The organism is Rhizobium sp. P1_E1 (genome assembly GCF_056406015.1).
The window spans coordinates 231,154-249,251 of the sequence record NZ_JBFUAY010000001.1 but is presented as its reverse complement, the minus strand read 5'-3'; the positions used below and the strand labels follow the sequence as shown (position 1 = coordinate 249,251).

18 protein-coding genes and 1 tRNA gene are annotated in these 18,098 nt (G+C 60.4%); 14 read left to right on the top strand and 5 right to left on the bottom strand.

Annotated features, from left to right (window positions below; all coding sequences use genetic code 11):
* Window positions 1–17: 17 nt before the first annotated feature.
* Window positions 18–1,094, bottom strand: a complete 1,077-nt coding sequence (gene mepA / locus AC1D1Z_RS01295; protein ID WP_477849232.1) for a penicillin-insensitive murein endopeptidase — start codon at window positions 1,092–1,094, stop codon at window positions 18–20.
* A 47-nt stretch (window positions 1,095–1,141) separates the two neighbouring features.
* On the opposite strand from mepA, the gene AC1D1Z_RS01290 reads away from it, so the two are divergent.
* From AC1D1Z_RS01290 to pncB, 8 genes are all read left to right on the top strand, one after another.
* Window positions 1,142–1,357 carry a hypothetical protein gene (locus AC1D1Z_RS01290; protein ID WP_047617556.1) on the top strand — a complete coding sequence of 72 codons (216 nt, stop codon included), beginning with the start codon at window positions 1,142–1,144 and terminating at the stop codon, window positions 1,355–1,357.
* Window positions 1,358–3,190 carry an extracellular solute-binding protein gene (locus AC1D1Z_RS01285; protein ID WP_477849229.1) on the top strand — a complete coding sequence of 611 codons (1,833 nt, stop codon included), beginning with the start codon at window positions 1,358–1,360 and terminating at the stop codon, window positions 3,188–3,190.
* Window positions 3,191–3,340: 150 nt separating this feature from the next.
* On the top strand, window positions 3,341–4,429 hold the full coding sequence (locus tag AC1D1Z_RS01280) for a microcin C ABC transporter permease YejB (protein WP_018244316.1): 1,089 nt from the start codon (window positions 3,341–3,343) through the stop codon (window positions 4,427–4,429).
* Window positions 4,429–5,577 (top strand): ABC transporter permease, encoded by a 1,149-nt coding sequence (locus tag AC1D1Z_RS01275; protein ID WP_018244317.1) that lies wholly within the window; start codon window positions 4,429–4,431, stop codon window positions 5,575–5,577. The genes AC1D1Z_RS01280 and AC1D1Z_RS01275 overlap by 1 nt, the downstream gene beginning before the upstream one ends.
* Window positions 5,574–7,211 carry an ABC transporter ATP-binding protein gene (locus AC1D1Z_RS01270; RefSeq protein ID WP_113541792.1) on the top strand — a complete coding sequence of 546 codons (1,638 nt, stop codon included), beginning with the start codon at window positions 5,574–5,576 and terminating at the stop codon, window positions 7,209–7,211. The genes AC1D1Z_RS01275 and AC1D1Z_RS01270 overlap by 4 nt, the downstream gene beginning before the upstream one ends.
* Window positions 7,212–7,219: 8 nt before the next feature.
* Window positions 7,220–8,179 carry a 2-hydroxyacid dehydrogenase gene (locus AC1D1Z_RS01265; protein ID WP_131605409.1) on the top strand — a complete coding sequence of 320 codons (960 nt, stop codon included), beginning with the start codon at window positions 7,220–7,222 and terminating at the stop codon, window positions 8,177–8,179.
* A gap of 87 nt (window positions 8,180–8,266) precedes the next feature.
* A complete protein-coding gene (locus tag AC1D1Z_RS01260; RefSeq protein WP_026230918.1) occupies window positions 8,267–8,614 on the top strand; it encodes a hypothetical protein in 348 nt (115 codons plus the stop codon).
* A gap of 187 nt (window positions 8,615–8,801) precedes the next feature.
* Window positions 8,802–10,106: a nicotinate phosphoribosyltransferase gene (gene pncB, locus AC1D1Z_RS01255; RefSeq protein ID WP_011650004.1), complete on the top strand. Its 1,305-nt coding sequence runs from the start codon at window positions 8,802–8,804 to the stop codon at window positions 10,104–10,106.
* Here the strand turns inward: pncB and AC1D1Z_RS01250 are convergent.
* The 3 genes from AC1D1Z_RS01250 to AC1D1Z_RS01240 form a co-directional block, all read right to left on the bottom strand.
* A complete protein-coding gene (locus tag AC1D1Z_RS01250) occupies window positions 10,088–10,327 on the bottom strand; it encodes a CrpP-related protein (RefSeq protein WP_018244322.1) in 240 nt (79 codons plus the stop codon). The two genes, pncB and AC1D1Z_RS01250, sit on opposite strands and share 19 nt — an antisense overlap.
* Window positions 10,328–10,764: 437 nt before the next feature.
* Window positions 10,765–10,974, bottom strand: coding sequence for a KTSC domain-containing protein (locus AC1D1Z_RS01245; protein ID WP_003589248.1), 210 nt, complete (start codon window positions 10,972–10,974; stop codon window positions 10,765–10,767).
* 245 nt (window positions 10,975–11,219) lie between these two features.
* On the bottom strand, window positions 11,220–11,840 hold the full coding sequence (locus AC1D1Z_RS01240; RefSeq protein WP_026230916.1) for an RBBP9/YdeN family alpha/beta hydrolase: 621 nt from the start codon (window positions 11,838–11,840) through the stop codon (window positions 11,220–11,222).
* A 41-nt stretch (window positions 11,841–11,881) separates the two neighbouring features.
* Here AC1D1Z_RS01240 and AC1D1Z_RS01235 point away from each other — a divergent pair, with 41 nt between their 5' ends.
* Window positions 11,882–12,358, top strand: coding sequence for an Lrp/AsnC family transcriptional regulator (locus tag AC1D1Z_RS01235; RefSeq protein ID WP_018447980.1), 477 nt, complete (start codon window positions 11,882–11,884; stop codon window positions 12,356–12,358).
* A gap of 101 nt (window positions 12,359–12,459) precedes the next feature.
* Here the strand turns inward: AC1D1Z_RS01235 and AC1D1Z_RS01230 are convergent.
* Window positions 12,460–12,549: transfer RNA gene (locus AC1D1Z_RS01230), tRNA-Ser, on the bottom strand.
* A gap of 228 nt (window positions 12,550–12,777) precedes the next feature.
* Here AC1D1Z_RS01230 and AC1D1Z_RS01225 point away from each other — a divergent pair.
* The 5 genes from AC1D1Z_RS01225 to AC1D1Z_RS01205 all read left to right on the top strand — a co-directional run bounded on the left by AC1D1Z_RS01225 (window position 12,778) and on the right by AC1D1Z_RS01205 (window position 18,098).
* A complete protein-coding gene (locus AC1D1Z_RS01225; RefSeq protein WP_003544459.1) occupies window positions 12,778–13,095 on the top strand; it encodes a hypothetical protein in 318 nt (105 codons plus the stop codon).
* A gap of 317 nt (window positions 13,096–13,412) precedes the next feature.
* On the top strand, window positions 13,413–14,405 hold the full coding sequence (locus AC1D1Z_RS01220; protein WP_018070332.1) for a BMP family lipoprotein: 993 nt from the start codon (window positions 13,413–13,415) through the stop codon (window positions 14,403–14,405).
* An 88-nt stretch (window positions 14,406–14,493) separates the two neighbouring features.
* On the top strand, window positions 14,494–16,005 hold the full coding sequence (locus AC1D1Z_RS01215) for an ABC transporter ATP-binding protein (protein WP_020493415.1): 1,512 nt from the start codon (window positions 14,494–14,496) through the stop codon (window positions 16,003–16,005).
* Between the two features lie 7 nt (window positions 16,006–16,012).
* Complete coding sequence (locus AC1D1Z_RS01210; protein WP_131605410.1) at window positions 16,013–17,116, top strand: ABC transporter permease; 1,104 nt, start codon at window positions 16,013–16,015, stop codon at window positions 17,114–17,116.
* Window positions 17,117–17,126: 10 nt separating this feature from the next.
* A complete protein-coding gene (locus AC1D1Z_RS01205; RefSeq protein ID WP_018244329.1) occupies window positions 17,127–18,098 on the top strand; it encodes an ABC transporter permease in 972 nt (323 codons plus the stop codon).

Below are 18,098 nucleotides of genomic sequence, written 5' to 3'. Positions count from 1 at the left end.
CGCACCTCGGGCCTTACTCATTGTATCGCCGGCTTGTCGTTCGGAACCGGGCCGACATCGGGCAAAGCGTCGTCGGCGTCGGCGGCAGGTGCTGCTGCCGGCGCGGTGGTGAGCGCGCTGGCGGCGGAAGGTCCGCCATAGGTGGCAGCCTGCATCGAGGCGACGGAAGCAGCATCGAGCACGGCGGCACACGCCTTGGGCAGATCGGAAACCATCATCTCGCGCGGCGGTTTTGGCGGCTTGGCGCCGGGCTTCGGCGGCTTCGGCGGTGCCCAGGGCGCCGGCGTGAACCACCAGGCGAGCGACTTGTCACAGCCGTCGCCGGCGGCGACAGAGGCCTGCGGTGTGCAGCCCGCAGCACCGGGCGGGCACTTGATGCGGATGTGGAAATGCGAGTCATGGCCGTATTCCGGCCGGAGCTTGCCGAGATTGGTGCGGTCGCCCGTCCAGGTGTCGCACATCTTCTTCTTGATCGCCGGATTGACGAAGATGCGCTCCACCTCGGGATAGCTTGCCGCCAGCATCAGCAGCCGCGCCCGCGATTGCGTCCACACCTTCGGGTCTACGGTCAGAAACTTGTCCTTTTGCAGCATGGTGGTGAAGGGCAGATTCTCGCGCTCCTCGGCCGTCATGCGGCGCGCGGGCATCGGCGTAAACCAGACGTCGGCATCGAGACCGATCTGATGCGAGGCATGACCGTTGAACATCGGCCCGCCGCGTGGCTGCGCAATGTCGCCGACGAGAATGCCCGGCCAGCCGGCATATTTGACCCCATCCTGCGAAAGACGTTCGAGCAGCGCGATCATCGCCGGATTGYCCCAGCGGCGATTGCGCGAAAGCCGCATCGCCTCCCAGGTCGGCCCGTCGGTCGGCAGCGCCACCGCACCCGTCATGCAGCCCTTCGCGTAAAAACCGATCGGCTGCGCCGGTCCTTGCGTCGGCAGGCTGACGGCGCCGAACTGCCCCTTGGCGCTGCCCGGGCTTGGCGTCTTCTGCTCCGCGCCGACGTCGCCAGCGGCAAGGCTTGCGCCGATTGCGCCGGCAAGCGTCAGTTTGCTGATTGTCCTGAAAGCCTGAGCGAAGCCGAAAGCCATACTGTTCCCTTGAGCCGCTGCCGAAGTGATTTGCGATCGAATCTATCGTGAAAAGCGATTTTGGTGAATCGATGTTTTGGCCAGCCGCCATCGAGGGAAGCGGTGACGGATCGCCGCATGCTGCCAAGGCGCCCGAAGAGGCGACACCCCGACACCAGCCGATGCTCAAAATTTCGCGCGCCCGGCAAAAACCAAACTCTCTCCTGTTTTTCGCCCGTATTTTTCGTATTGTCGAACCCATCAATAATCAGGGGAAAGCGTGAATGGCAGTTCTGTGGTCGAAGATCGGTTTGTTTCTGTCGCTTGCGGGCGCTCTGGCGCCGATGCCGGCAACGGGTCAGGACCAGTCCTTTCAGATCGGAAGCTCGGTCATCAGCGAGATGAAGTACAAGCCGGGCTTTACGCATTTCGACTACGTCAATCCCGATGCACCGAAAGGCGGAGGCCTGCGCCTCTCCGCAAGCGGCGCCTTCGACACCTTCAACCCATTGCTTGCCAAAGGTCAGGCGGCGGTGGGCTTGACGCTCGTTTACGACACGCTGATGAAGCCCGCCGACGACGAGCTCCTCGTCTCCTACGGTCTGCTTGCCGAGGGACTGTCTTTTCCCGCAGACGTATCGAGCGCGACTTTCCGCCTGCGCAAGGAAGCGAAATGGGCGGATGGTCAGCCGGTAATACCCGAAGACGTCATCTTCAGTCTGGATAAGACGAAGGAATTAAACCCCCTCACGGCGAACTATTACCGCCACGTGGTGAAAGCCGAAAAGACCGGCGATCGCGACGTCACCTTCACCTTCGACGAAAAGAACAACCGGGAGCTCCCGAATATTCTCGGCCAGTTGGTGGTCGTGCCGAAACATTGGTGGGAGGGGCAGGGACCGGACGGCAAGCCACGCGATATCTCAAAGACGACGCTCGAGCCCGTGATGGGTTCGGGACCTTACAAGATTGCTTCCTTCTCGCCCGGCGCGACAATCCGCTATGAATTACGTGACGACTATTGGGGCAAGGATCTCAATGTAAATGTCGGCCAGAACAATTTCCGCAACATCATCTACACCTATTTCGGTGATCGGGATGTCGAGTTCGAAGCGTTTCGCGCTGGTAATAGTGACTACTGGCAGGAGACAACGGCTGCCCGGTGGGCGACAGGGTATGATTTTCCCGCGGTGAAGGAAGGACGCGTCAAGAAGGAAGAGGTTGCTAACCCGTTACGCGCCACCGGTATCCTACAAGCGCTGGTGCCCAACATGCGTCGTGACCTGTTTAAGGACGAGCGAGTTCGCGAGGCCCTGAACTACGGCTTCGATTTCGAAGAGTTGAATCGCACCGTTGCCTTTAACAGTTACAAACGCATCGACAGTTATTTCTGGAATACCGAGCTCGCCTCCTCCGGTCTTCCACAGGGTAGAGAACTGGAAATTCTGCTGGGCATGAAGGATAAGGTTCCGCCCGAAGTCTTCACGACGCCCTATACCAACCCTGTCGGCGGCGATCCGCAGAAGAGTCGCGACAACCTCCGCAAGGCGATTGCACTTCTGAAAGAAGCCGGCTGGGAGCTCAAGGGCAACCGGATGGTCAATACCAAGACTGGCCAGCCGATGAGTTTCGAGATCCTGTTGTCGAGCCCCATGCTGGAGCGCTGGGCGGTGCCATATGCAAACAATCTCAGGAAAATCGGTATCGATGCGCGGGTGCGAACAGTCGACGCCTCGCAAGCTGTCAATCGCGAGCGCAGCTTCGACTTCGATATGATCTGGAATGTCTGGGCGGAGACCATGAATCCGGGCAACGAACAAGCCGACTATTGGGGATCCGGTTCCGTCAACCAACAGGGTTCTCGCAATTATGCCGGCATAGCCAACCCCGCCGTTGATGAGCTCATTCGCATGATCATCTTCGCGCCGAACCGCGATGAACAGGTCGCAGCGATCAAGGCGATGGACCGGGTCTTGCTTGCAAATCACTACGTCATCCCGCTGTTCTACCGTGATACCTATAACATCACCTATTGGAACACGGTCACGCATCCGGCCGAGTTTCCGGCGTACAGCCTTGGCTTCCCTGATGCCTGGTGGTCCACCTCGGCAAAATGAGCGGGCTTGCAATGCAGGGGCCCTCGGCTCCAAATGGCGCGAGCGAATCACGACAAGCCGGCAGGGCCGGCAAGGGAAGGCTGGCGGATTGAGCGGCATGAGACTGGACGGCAGGCAGACAAGAAGAACATTCCCGGAGGCTGAAGGCTGATGGGCGCCTATATCCTTCGCCGCCTGCTTCTGATGATCCCGACCATCGTCGGCATTATGGCGATTTCCTTCACCGTCATTCAGTTCGCCCCCGGCGGTCCTGTCGAGCAGGTGATCGCCCAATTGACCGGTCAGGCCGACAGTGCCGACCAGCGCCTGTCCGGCGGCGGCGATCTCCTCAGCGGCGGCGGCAGCGACGAAGGCTCGAAATATCGCGGTGCCCAGGGGCTCGATCCGGAACTGATCGCCAAGCTTGAAAAGCAATTCGGCTTCGACAAGCCGCCACTGACGCGTTTCGGCGAGATGATGTGGAATTACATCCGCTTCGATTTCGGCGAGAGTTTCTTCCGCAACACCTCCGTGCTCGAACTCGTCAAAGAAAAGCTGCCGGTGTCGATCTCGCTCGGCATCTGGATCCTGATCTTCTCCTATGCCATCTCCATCCCGCTCGGCATCCGCAAAGCGATCAAGGATGGATCGACCTTCGATGTCTGGACGTCGGGCGTCATCGTCGTCGGCTATGCTGTCCCGAGCTTCCTCTTCGGCATTCTCCTGATCGTGCTGTTTGCTGGCGGCTCCTTCTACGACTGGTTTCCGCTGCGCGGCCTGGTCTCCGACAATTTCGACCAGCTGGCCTGGTGGCAGAAGCCGCTCGACTATTTCTGGCACCTCACCTTGCCGCTGATCTCGCTTTCCCTGTCGGCCTTTGCGACGACGACGCTTTTGACCAAGAATTCCTTCATCGAGGAGATCAAGAAGCAATATGTCGTCACCGCCCGCGCCAAGGGCCTGAACCAGCGGCAGGTGCTCTATGGCCATGTCTTTCGCAACGCCATGCTGATCATCATTGCCGGTTTTCCCGGCGCCTTTATTTCCGCTTTCTTCACCGGCTCGCTGCTGATCGAAAACATCTTCTCGCTGGATGGCCTCGGCCGTCTCGGCTATCTCTCGGTCATCAACCGGGATTACCCGATCGTCTTTGCCACGCTCTACATCTTCTCGCTGCTCGGCCTCGTCGTCAGCCTGGTTTCCGACCTGATCTACACCTGGATCGATCCGCGCATCGATTTCGAGCGGAGGGATGTCTGATGGACGCCGCCGCAAATCCCGCCGTTGCAACACCCGTCAAGCCGCCGCGCAAGGGCCTGCTCTCGCCGACCAATATCCGCCGCTGGCAGAATTTCCGGGCAAACGGCCGTGGATACTGGTCGCTGTGGCTGTTCATGCTGCTGTTCGTCCTCAGCCTGTTTGCCGAGTTCATCGCCAACGACCGGCCGATCATTGCCTCCTACAAGGGCGAGGTCCTGTTTCCGGTCCTCATCGACTATCCCGAGGAGAAATTCGGCGGCTTCCTGGCCGAAACCGACTATCGTTCCTCGGTCATTGCCGACGAGATCAATGCCAATGGCTGGATGATCTGGCCGCCGATCCGCTATTCCTACCGCTCGGTCAATTCCAACATTCCGCATTCGGCGCCCACGGCCCCCTTCTGGCTGATGACGAAGGAGGAGCGCTGCGCCGGCTACCCGCAAGGGGTGAACGATCCGGATTGCACCCTCGGCAATCTCAACTGGCTCGGCACTGACGACCAGGCGCGCGACGTGCTGGCGCGCGTCATCTACGGCTTCCGCATATCGGTGCTCTTCGGCCTGGTGCTGACCATTTGCTCGGCGATCATCGGCGTGACGGCAGGTGCTGTGCAGGGTTATTTTGGCGGCTGGACCGATCTGCTGTTACAGCGCTTTATCGAGATCTGGTCGTCGATGCCGGTGCTCTACATCCTGCTGATCATCGCCGCACTCCTGCCGCCCGGCTTCTTCGTGCTGCTCGGCATCATGCTGCTCTTCTCCTGGGTCGGCTTCGTCGGCATCGTGCGCGCCGAATTCCTGCGCGCCCGCAATTTCGAATATGTCCGCGCCGCCCGCGCGCTCGGCGTCAACAATCGCACCATCATGTGGCGCCATCTGCTGCCGAACGCCATGGTCGCGACGCTGACCTTCCTGCCCTTCATCCTCTCCGGCTCGATCACTACCCTGACGTCGCTCGATTTCCTTGGCTTCGGCATGCCGCCGGGCTCCCCCTCGCTCGGCGAGATGATCGCGCAGGGCAAGACCAATCTGCAGGCGCCATGGCTCGGGCTGACGGCCTTCTTTGCCATGTCGATCATGCTTTCCCTGCTGATCTTCATCGGCGAAGCCGTGCGCGATGCCTTTGATCCGAGGAAGACGTTTCAATGAGTGACATGTCAGAACCGCTGCTTTCCGTCCGCGATCTCTCGGTTGCCTTTCATCAGGGCGGCGAGACCTCGCTCGCCGTCGATCATATCTCCTTCGATATCGCCAAAGGCGAGGTCGTGGCGCTCGTCGGCGAGTCCGGCTCCGGCAAATCGGTCTCGGCCAATTCGATCCTGCGGCTTTTGCCTTATCCGTCCGCAAGCCATCCCTCGGGTGAAATCCTCTTCAAGGGCAAGGACCTCCTGAAGGCGTCGGAGCGGGCGCTGCGGGAAGTGCGCGGCAACGACATCACCATGATCTTCCAGGAGCCGATGACCTCGCTCAATCCGCTTCATACGATCGAGAAGCAGATCGCCGAGATCTTGGCCTTGCACCAGGGCCTCACCGGCCAGCCGGCGCGCCAGCGCGTCCTGGAATTGCTGAACCAGGTCGGTATCCGCGAGCCGGAGAAGCGGTTGAAGGCCTATCCGCACGAACTGTCAGGCGGCCAGCGCCAGCGCGTGATGATCGCCATGGCGCTCGCCAACCGGCCGGAATTGCTGATCGCCGACGAGCCGACCACCGCCCTCGACGTCACCGTGCAGGCGCAGATCCTCGAATTGCTCCGGCAGTTGAAGGCCGTCCACGGCATGTCGATGCTGTTCATCACCCATGATCTCGGCATCGTGCGCAAATTCGCCGATCGCGTCTGCGTCATGACCAAGGGCAGGATCGTCGAAACCGGCACGGTCGAAGACGTCTTCGCTAATCCGAAGCATGAATATACCCGGCACCTTCTCGCCTCCGAGCCGCGCGGCGAGCCGCCGCTTGCCGACCCGTCGAAACCGATGGTGATGGAAGGGTCGGATATCCGCGTCTGGTTCCCGATCAAATCAGGGCTGATGCGCCGTATCGTCGATCACGTTAAGGCGGTCGACGGCATCGACCTTTCGCTGCGCGCCGGCCAGACGCTCGGCGTCGTCGGCGAGTCCGGCTCCGGCAAGACCACGCTCGGCCTGGCGCTCACCCGGCTGATTTCCTCAGAAGGACGGATCGCCTTCGTCGGAAAGGACATAGCCGGCTATTCGTTCAGTGAGATGCGGCCGCTGCGCAACCAGCTGCAAGTCGTCTTCCAGGATCCCTACGGATCGCTCAGCCCGCGCATGTCGGTCGGCGATATCGTCGCCGAAGGGCTGAAGGTGCATGAGCGCTCCCTGACATCGGAAGAACGCGACCAGCGCGTCTGCTGGGCGCTGGAGGAGGTGGGTCTGGATCCCCTGACCCGCTGGCGTTATCCGCACGAATTCTCCGGCGGCCAGCGCCAGCGCATCGCCATCGCCCGGGCCATGGTGCTGAAACCGCGCTTCGTCATGCTCGACGAGCCGACCTCCGCGCTCGACATGAGCGTCCAGGCGCAGGTGGTCGATCTCCTTCGCGATCTGCAGAAGAAGCACGACCTCGCCTATCTCTTCATCAGCCACGATCTGAAGGTGGTGAAGGCGCTCGCCAACGACGTCATCGTCATGCGGTTCGGCAAGGTGGTGGAGCAGGGACCATCCTCGGAAATCTTCCGCGCGCCGAAGAATGATTACACCAGGGCGCTGATGGCGGCCGCTTTCAACATCGAGGCGGTGCCGACGCTCGCCGTGCAGCAGTAAAGAAGATCATGTCCGCCCGTCCTCCCGTTCTCGTCGATATCAAGTTCAATCCCGAAGGCGTCGCCCGCGTGCTGAAGACGGCGTTTGCCGACCGGGGCAGCATCAATCTCGCCGATCCGGGCCATCAGGCCCGCGATCTCCGCGCGGTCGAATACGCGCTTCTCTGGAAACCGGATGCCGACCTTTTCGCGCGGGCGCCGAACCTCAAGGTAATCTTTTCGGGAGGCGCCGGCGTCGACCACATCATCGGCATGGCCGGCCTGCCCGACATCCCGATCGTTCGCTTCGTCGATCGCAGCCTGACGACACGCATGAGTGAATGGGTTGTCATGCAATGCCTGATGCATCTGCGCGGGCAACACGCCCATGACAACCACCAGCGGCAACGTGAATGGGCCAAGCTGATCGCGCCGGAGGCGGCTGAGGTGACGGTCGGCGTCATGGGCCTCGGCATTCTCGGGCAGGACGCGGTCGCCAAGCTGAGGGTGATGGGTTTTAACGTTATCGGCTGGTCGCGCAGCCGCAAAAAGATCGACGGCGTCGAAACTTTCGATGCCAGCGAGTTGGACAACTTCCTCGCAAGGACCGACATCCTCGTCGGCCTGCTGCCGCTGACGCCTGAAACATCAGGCTTCTATGACGCCGGGCTGTTTGCCAAACTGCGCCGCAACGGCGCGCTCGGGCAAGCGGTTTTCATCAATGCCGGCCGCGGCAAGAGCCAGGTCGAGGCCGATATCGTTTCCGCCGTCCGCGACGGCACCCTCGGCGGCGCTTCCCTCGATGTCTTCGAGGCGGAGCCGCTTGCATCAGACAGCCCATTGTGGGACTTGCAGAACGTCTTCCTCACGCCGCACGACGCGGCGGTCTCCGAAGAAAACGCGCTGTTCCGTCATGTCGAGATGCAGATTGCCCGTTTCGAGCGCGGCGAGCCGCTGCAATTCGTGGTCGACCGCGCCGCCGGCTATTGAGCTTTCGGAACCTTCCAGACAGCCACCCGTTTCCTTTGCGGAAATTCTTGCGGCCGGCAAGGCCGGTTAAGACAGCGGAAGGAGACGATGATGGCGCATCAGACGGAAACACGCTGGGAAAAGTCCGATGGCAAGCTTCACAAGGAAGAGCTGATCCCGCCGGTGAAGGCAAGGCAGGGACGCACGGGTTATCGCATTCTGACCGTGTTGATCGTCGCGCTGGTGCTTGCCTTCGTGGTTTGGATACCGGTCGAGATTTGGGGCAAGCGCGAAGCGAACGAGGTGGCGCCGCAGCAGCCAGGCCAGCAGCTTCAGTCGCAGCAGCCTGCTCCGCCCGCCGCGCCGGCGCTACAGAACGGCACTGCCGTTCCAACCGAAACGCCGAACACCACGCCGGCCGCTCCGAATGTGGCGCCCGCAACGCCGGCCCGATAATCGTGAGCAAAACCATGTTCACGTCCCGCCGTGACACTGCGGCGGGACGTTTATTGTTTTGTCTGGACTTTAGCCGCCGATTTTTCGATAAGAAGGCACACGAGCCGGTTTCGTGCGCTGGCCCGGAACTTGGCAATACCCGGGAATTTGGCAGCACCTGACCGGAGTGGACAGGGGCAGGAATTTCATGGCCAGGACTGATATCGCAAGACGCGTCTACAATCACGCCTGGAAACTCGATCCGATCATCCGCAGCCTGATCGATACCGACTTCTATAAGCTCCTGATGCTGCAGATGATCTGGAAGCTCTATCCTGACGTGAACGCGTCCTTCACCCTCATTAACCGCACCAAACGGGTGCGTCTCGCCGAGGAGCTCGATGAAGGCGAATTGCGCGAGCAGCTCGATCATGCCCGCACGCTGAGACTCTCCAAGAAGGAGATGATCTGGCTTGCGGGTAACAGCTTCTATGGTCGCGCCCAGATTTTCGAACCGGAATTCCTCGCCTGGCTTTCCAATTTCCAGTTGCCCGAATACGAGCTGTCGAAGAAGGACGGCCAATATGTGCTGGATTTCCACGGATCGTGGAAGGAAACCACCATGTGGGAAATCCCGGCGCTTGCAATCGTCAACGAGCTGCGGTCGCGCTCGGCGATGAAGGCGCTCGGACCCTTCACCCTCGATGTGCTCTATGCCAGGGCCAAGGCGAAGATGTGGTCGAAGGTCGAGCGGCTGAAGGAATTGCCGGGCTTACGGATCTCCGATTTCGGCACCCGCCGCCGTCACAGTTTCCTCTGGCAGCGCTGGTGCGTCGAGGCACTGAAGGAAGGCATCGGGCCTGCTTTTGCCGGTACCAGCAACGTATTGCTGGCTATGGATTCCGATCTCGAGGCGGTCGGCACCAACGCTCACGAGCTGCCGATGGTGGCCGCCGCCCTTGCCGAAACCGACGAGCAGTTGCGCAACGCACCCTACAAGATCCTGCGCGACTGGAACAAGCTCTATGGCGGCAATCTCCTGATCGTGCTGCCCGATGCCTTTGGCACCGCCGCCTTCCTGCGCGATGCGCCGGAATGGGTCGCCGACTGGACCGGTTTCCGCCCGGACAGTGCCCCGCCGATCGAAGGCGGCGAGAAGATTATCGACTGGTGGAAGAAGATGGGCCGCGATCCGCGCCAGAAGCTGCTGATCTTCTCCGACGGCCTCGATGTCGACGCCATCATCGATACCTACCGGCATTTTGAAGGCCGCGTGCGCATGAGCTTCGGCTGGGGCACCAACCTGACGAACGATTTTTCCGGCTGCGCGCCGATCGAGATCTCCGGCCTCAACCCGATCTCCGTCGTTTGCAAGGTCAGCGACGCCAACGGCCGGCCGGCGGTGAAGCTCTCCGACAATCCGCAGAAGGCGACCGGCGAACCGGCCGAGGTCGAGCGCTACCTGAAATTCTTCGGCGCCGAGGACAGGATCGATCAGACCGTTCTGGTGTAGGTCTGGGCCAATGTGCCGCCATCCCGGGGCATATTGATGTGCCCCGCCATCGCATCCTCGATCGACCAACCGAAGCGCCAGGCGTCGAACATCGAGTACCATTCCTGAAAATCGGTGATCGGCAGGATATCCGGCTTCGACATCGGATTGTCGGCCAGACTGCGGCCACGCGCACGGTCCCGTGCGCCACGCTCCTGCATCTCAAGCAGATTCTCGAACATCATTACCCCCGTCTTTATCCCGATTTATGCAATCATGCTAATAAAGCATTGTCGAGTCCGGATGCGACAATTCGGGTTTTTCACAGGATTAGCCCCAATTCGTTAGTTCGGGGGACGATTAGGGTCGCAACCGGCCCGGGGTCATCTCAATCAGACAAGCAGAGCATGGCGGCGTCCGCGAGCCGCTCATGCGCTTCGTCATCACGCACACAACGAGCACCCGTGACGGGGAGGCTCGACTTCCTGGCTGGGGTCCGCCGCCGAGCCTCCCGGCTGGCCGACCTTGAACAGGCCGGCAGCGCCGACACGTTGGCGCTTTCCGGCAAGGGCGATCCAACTCAGATGATATCGAGGGCTAACAACCGGTTAATATCCACCGGCCTCGTCCCGATCTCGCGCAGCCCCGCAATGCGTACCGGGCGCTACCGCTCGAATTTTCAGGCTGCCAGTCTGCGAAACCGGGTTCTGATCCGGTCGAGATAATAATGGCCGGGAGACGGCGCCACCGTCATCGCATGCGCTTCCGAGGAGGGAACACCTTCGAACAGACGCTCCTCGCCATTCTTGAAACAAATCCTGAGCCGCCCGTCGTCCTGGCTGAAATAGACGGATTTGATGATCTTCGACTTTACCGAAAGTTCTTCCACCTGTTTTACCTCTGTTTTTTTAAATTTGGCAGAAGGTAAACCCAAACGTGCAAAGACGCGGTGAACTCGCATGGTAAAAAATCAGGAATCTTTCGACGCTTTGAACCTCGCCGCGCCGCCGGAGCGACGGGTTCGACGAGCCCCGAACGCACGCTTGCGAGCGGGGCATTTCGTTGCTCCGTCCCGACACGTCGAGCACATGCAAGGCCTGTTTGGGCCATTTGATCGTGAACTCGAAAACAAGATCAAGGCCGATCAGATTTTGCCAATCCGGCGGAAAACGCCGTCAGCAAGGCCTTTCCCTGGCCCCACTCCTCAAGGCCGCTTTGCCCGTTGATATGGCCGAAAGGACCGATCGCGACAAGACCGCTGCCCCACAGATCCGCTCGCGCATGGGCATGATCGAGCGTGCCGAAAGGATCATCGGCGCTTGCGATGATCAGAGTGGGGAAGCGCATCTTTTGCGGCGGCGGATCGGCGAATCCGGCAGCCTCCTCAGGGAATGACGCGGACTGCGGATCCGGGACCGCCACAAGAAATGCTCCGGCAACGGCAAGCGAAGAAGCCTGCTGCCAATGAGCGACCAGCAGACAGGCAAGGCTGTGGGCGACCAGCAGGGGAGGGGTTGCCGATGCGCCGACGGCGCGCTCCAGGGCTGAAATCCAGTCCGCCAGATCGGGTTTTTCCCAATCGGCTGGTTGAAAACGTCGCATTTCCGGGTTCGACTTTTCCCAGCGTGTTTGCCAATGAGCCTCGCCCGAACCGCCAATCCCCGGCAATATGATGATGTCCTTCATGTCTTTTCCTCTGATCGTCCGTGCAGGTGAAAATGATGCATTTTCATTTGCTTCGGAATGAATGATCATCGGAAAACCGCGTCTCTCTCCGATGATTTCAAGGTGATCCCATGGCTTTTCAGGAAAACAATCGGGTACTGCTCGATCCAACCGATATCGCCATTATCGAAGCGATGCAGGAAAATGGCCGCATTGCGATTTCCGAACTCGGTCGAAGGGTCGGGCTCTCTCAGCCGGCAGCATCAGAACGGGTCAAGCGGCTGGAAGACCGCGGCATCATTGTCGGTTACTCCGCCCGTATCGACCCCACCGCTTTGGGAATTGGAATGACGGCTGTGCTTCGCCTGCGCACGACGCATGAGCATATCAAAGCCTGCCTGAAACAGTTCGCGGAGATGCCGCAGGTCATGGAAGTATTGCGCCTCACCGGAGAGGACTGTTTCCTTTTGAAGGTGCTGGTTCCGTCGCCGGGAGAGCTGGAAACGATCGTTGACACGATCGCGCGTTTTGGGGCCGTGACGACATCTCTCGTGTTGCGCAGCGAGAATCCGAAGCCGATTGGACGCGCCCTGCTTCAGCGCCCTTGAGAATATGCGGACGACCGGCTTGTTCCAGCGAAGCGTGCCGCCACAACGCTTCCGCGTCCCGCTCTCGATACGGTTTGAATCAATATTGAAAATGAGGGATATGGCGGACAGGGTGGGATTCGAACCCACGGTACGCTTTCACGTACACACGCGTTCCAGGCGTGCGCCTTAAACCACTCGGCCACCTGTCCTTTTTTGGCGTTCGCGCCCGGATAGGAGCAAATCGTCGGAACGGCGCGATATATACCGATGAATTTTTGTCGATCAACCGAAATCTAACAGTTTTTTGACTTCTTCCGATAAAACTCGCCTCGGCCACTCCATTGTGCTTCACCTCATCGACGACTATGTAATTCTCTAAGGTGGAGAATGGCGCGGCCGGCCGGAATTGTCCGGCATATCGAGCGTCGGAGGAATTGATGCGTTTCCTGTTGCGTCTGGCGAGTCTTGTCGCGCTTGCGGCGGCGGTTATTGCCGGGACCATCGATTCGATCCAGTCGGTTGCGGCGTCCTCCGTGGTGATGACGCCGATCTCCGATGCCTGGCAGGATGTGAGTCCGACAACCCTTACGTCGCTGCAATCCTCCCTTTCCTATTATATCCACCCGCGTTTCTACACCTTGATCTTCCAGTGGCTGATGCTCCAGCCGGCCTTTGCCGTTTTCCTGGTGATCGCGCTGCTTCTGTGGATGATCGGCTACAAGAAGCCGCCGGTGGCCGGTCGCTTCACCGCATAGCAAGGTGGTTTTACCGACACGATCCGGCGGGAAATCCCGTTGGGCATCGCCAGCTCTTCGACCTCGGTATCTGCCGTTGGATTGGCTAGAAAATCCGCATTCTGATGCAAGGAATGTCCAAAAATCAGCCCCGAAGAGCTGATTTTCGGCAATCGCTGCAAATCTTTACCAGCTGAAAAATTTCTGGTGAATTTTTCCGTGAGCCATGCAAGGATGCGCGCAGCCAGGCCTCCGGGGGGAGGTCGGTGGTTCCGCAGACATGCCCGGAAAGGGCTTGCGGGAGGACCCCTAACGAATAGCAACAACAGGGCTGCACAATGAAAAAATCCCTTCTCACTCTCTTTGCCGTGGCTGCCATGTCGACGACGGCGCTTGCCGCCGATGTCAAGCCGGCGCTGGTTTACGGCACCGGCGGGAAGTTCGATAAGTCCTTTAACGAGGCGGCCTATAACGGTGCCGAGAAGTTCAAGGCCGAGACGGGCATTGCCTATCGCGACTTCGAGCCGACGGGCGATACCCAGGGTGAACAGGCCATCCGCAATTTCGCAAGCCGCGGTTTCAATCCGGTGGTTGCTGTTTCCTTCGCCTGGACTTCGGCCATCGAGAAGGTTGCAGCCGAATTCCCGGATACCAAGTTCATCATCGTTGACTCCGTCGTCGACAAGCCGAACGTCCGCTCGGTTGTCTACAAGGAAGAAGAAGGCTCCTACCTCGTCGGCGTTCTCGCCGGCATGGCGTCGAAGTCAGGCAAGGTCGGCTTCGTCGGCGGCATGGACATTCCGCTGATCCGCAAGTTCGAATGCGGCTACGAGCAGGGCGCACGCTCCGTCAAGGCCGATATCGAAGTCTTCCAGAACATGACCGGCACCACGGGCGCTGCCTGGAACGACCCGGTCCGCGGCGGTGAGCTCACCAAGAACCAGATCGACCAGGGCGCTGACGTCGTTTACGCGGCAGCTGGTGCCACCGGTCTCGGCGTTCTGCAGACGGCCGCCGACAACAAGAAGCTGTCGATCGGCGTCGACTCCAACCAGAACTACCTGCATCCGGGCTCGGTCCTGACCTCGATGGTCAAGCGCGTCGACCTCGCCGTCTACAATGCTTATAACGACACCAAGAACGACAAGTTCACCGGTGGCGTCCAGGCGCTCGGCGTCAAGGAAGACGGTGTTGGCGCGGCGATCGATGAGCACAACAAGTCGCTGATCACGCCGGAAATGCAGGCTGCCGTCGACAAGGCCAAGGCCGACATCATTGCGGGAACCATCAAGGTTCACGATTACACCTCGGACAACGCTTGCCCGAAGTGATCCTCGCCCGAATGTGATCGACGATTGAGATCGGGCGTATGGCGGAGGGGACTTTCGCCATACGCCCTTTTCTTATTTGGAGTCTGCAGTGACAGATAAGCCCGCTATCGAGCTTGTCGGCATCGACAAGAAATTCGGTGCCGTCCACGCCAACAAGGACATCAACCTCACCGTTGCCAAGGGGACGATCCACGGCATCATCGGCGAAAACGGCGCCGGCAAATCGACCTTGATGTCGATCATCTATGGTTTCTACCATGCCGACAGCGGCGAGATCCGCGTCAACGGCAATCCCGTCACCATCCGTGACAGCCAGGCGGCGATCGCCACCGGCATCGGCATGGTGCACCAGCATTTCATGCTGGTCGACAATTTCACGGTGCTCGAGAACATCATGCTTGGCGCCGAAGGCGGCATGTTGCTGGCCAAGGGTGTTGCCTCGGCCCGCGCCGAGCTCAAGCGGCTGGAAACGGAATATGGCCTGGAGGTCGATCCCGACACGCTGATCGAGGAACTCCCGGTCGGCCTGCAGCAGCGTGTCGAGATCCTGAAAGCCATGTATCGCGGCGCCGAGATCCTGATCCTCGACGAGCCCACAGGCGTGTTGACCCCGGCCGAGGCCGATCACCTTTTCCGCATCCTCAAGGTGCTGCGCGATCAGGGCAAGACCATCATCCTCATCACCCACAAGCTCCGCGAGATCATGGCAATCACCGATACGGTCTCGGTCATGCGCCGCGGCGAAATGGTCGCGACCCGCAAGACGTCGGAGACGACGGTGGAGGAACTGGCCGAGCTGATGGTCGGCCGCCGCGTGCTGCTGCGCGTGCAGAAGGGCGAGGCGAACCCGCAAGCCGCCGTGCTGTCCGTCCGCAACCTCACGGTCAAGGATAATCGCGGCGTCACCATGGTCGACAACGTCTCCTTCGACGTGCGCGCCGGTGAGATCGTCGGCATCGCCGGTGTCGCCGGTAATGGCCAGTCCGAATTGCTGGAGGCGATTGCCGGCATCCGCAAGCCGACCTCCGGTGAAATTCTTCTCGACGGTCAGACGATCGACAAGGCCGATCCCGCCCGCCTGCGTGATCTCGGCCTCGCTCATATTCCCGAGGATCGCCACCATATGGGCCTGGTGCTGAAATTCGAGGAATATGAAAATTCCGTGCTCGGCTACCATCGCCGCCCGGCTTACAGCAAAGGCCCGCTGCTCGATCTCGATGCGATCCGCAAGGATGCAATGGAAAAGATCGAAAAATACGATATCCGCCCGCCGAACCCGCGGCTGAAGACGGCGAATTTCTCCGGCGGCAACCAGCAGAAGATCGTCGTTGCCCGTGAGATCGAACGCGATCCGAAGATACTGATCATTGGCCAGCCGACACGCGGCGTCGATATCGGCGCCATCGAATTCATCCACCGCCGGATTATCGAAATGCGTGACGCGGGCAAGGCGATCCTGCTCGTCTCCGTCGAACTCGATGAAATCCGCTCCCTTTCAGACCGTATCCTTGTCATGTTTGCCGGCCATATCGTCGGCGAGAAGACGCCCGATGCCGGTGAACAGACCCTCGGCCTGATGATGGCCGGCATTGCCGCGTGAGGCCTTTATGAGCACTGCTTCCGTTCCACTACCAAACTGGATCAATTACGGCCTCATCCCGATTTTGAACCTCGTCGTCGCCTTCCTGATCTCCGGCTTCGTCGTCTGGATAATCGGGGAAAGCCCGCTCGATGCGCTGTCGCTGCTGATCCAGGGCGCGCTCGGCAATGGCGAAGGCATCGGCTTCACGCTGTATTACGCGACGAGCTTCATCTTCACCGGCCTCTCCGTCGCGGTGGCGATCCATTCCGGCCTCTTCAACATCGGCTCCGAAGGCCAGGCCTATGTCGGCGGCCTCGGCTGCGCGCTGGTGGCGCTGGCGCTCGATCGTTACGTGCCATGGTATGTGACGATGCCGATCGCCGTCATTGGCGCCGGCCTGTTTGGTGCGGCCTGGGCCTTCATCCCGGCCTTCCTGCAGGCAAAACGCGGCAGCCACATCGTCATTACGACGATCATGTTCAATTATATCGGCGCGACACTGATGGTGTATCTCCTGGTGCATGTGCTGATCGTGCCCGGCAAGATGGCGCCGGAAACCCGCACCTTCCTCGAAGGCGGCCAATTGCCGAAGCTCGGCTGGGTTATGCAGCTGTTCGGCGCCAAGCTGGGGGCTGCCCCGTTCAACGTCTCCTTCATCATTGCGCTCGTTGTCAGCTACCTCGTCTGGTTGCTCGTCTGGCGCACCAAGCTCGGTTTCGAGATGCGCACGCTGGGCGTCAGCCCGACGGCGGCGGCCTATGCCGGCATCCCCTATGCCCGCACCGTGATCATCGCCATGCTGCTCTCCGGAGCGCTTGCCGGCATGATGGCGCTGAACCCCGTCATGGGCTCGTCGGCCCGCCTGCAGGTGGAATTCGTCGGTGGTGCCGGCTTCGTCGGCATCGCCGTCTCGCTGATGGGACGCAACCATCCGCTCGGCATCATCGTGGCGGCGATCCTCTTCGGTATTCTCTACCAGGGCGGTGACTGGATTTCCTTCGAAATGCCGAACATCACCCGCGAGATGATCCTCGTCATCCAGGGTCTGGTGATCCTCTTTGCAGGCGCGCTGGAATACATGTTCCGGCCGGCAATGGTGCGCCTCTACCAACAGTTCAAGCGCGGTTAAGGAGCGGGCGATGGATTATTATGACATCTTCATCAGCGTTCTGAGCTCGACCATCCGCCTGTCGATCCCGCTGATCTTCACTGCCCTTGCCGGTCTGTTTTCGGAGCGCGCCGGCATCTTCGATATCGGCCTTGAGGGCAAGATGCTGGGCTCGGCCTTTGCCGCCGCCTGCGTTGCCTATCTCACCGATTCGGCCTGGCTCGGGCTCTGTGCCGGCATCCTCTGTTCGGTGGCGCTGAGCCTGGTGCATGGCTTTGCCTCGATCACCAACCGTGGCAACCAGATCGTCTCCGGTGTCGCGATCAACTTCTTCATCGCCGGCATCACCATCGTGCTTGGGCAGGCCTGGTTTGGCCAGGGCGGGCGCACGCCGCAGCTGTCGCCGGAGTCGCGCTTCGCACCGATCATCCTGCCGGGCGCCGATGCCGCCCGTGGCATACCGATCATCGGCCCGATCTATGCCAATGTCATATCGGGTAACAATGTCCTCACCTATCTCGCGTTCCTCGCCGTGCCGTTTTCCTGGTGGGTGCTTTACCGCACACGTTTCGGCCTGCGGCTGCGCGCCGTCGGCGAAAACCCGGGCGCGGTCGATACGGCCGGCATCTCGGTCGCCTGGCTGCGTTACCGCGCCGTCATGTGTGCCGGCATTCTCTGCGGCTTTGCCGGCACCTATCTGGCAATCGCCCAGTCCGCCGCCTTCATCAAGGACATGTCGGCCGGCAAGGGCTACATCGCGCTCGCAGCTCTCGTCTTCGCCAAGTGGAAGCCTGTACCCGTCATGTTTGCCTGCCTGCTCTTCGGCTTCCTCGATGCGCTGGCAAATTTCATGCAGGGAAAGCAGGTGCCGCTGATCGGCGAAGTGCCGGTTCAGGTTTTCCAGGCGCTGCCCTATGTCCTGACCTGCGTCCTGCTTGCTGGCTTCATCGGCGTCGCGACTCCGCCAAAGGCCGGTGGCGTGCCCTATACGAAGGAGCGTTGA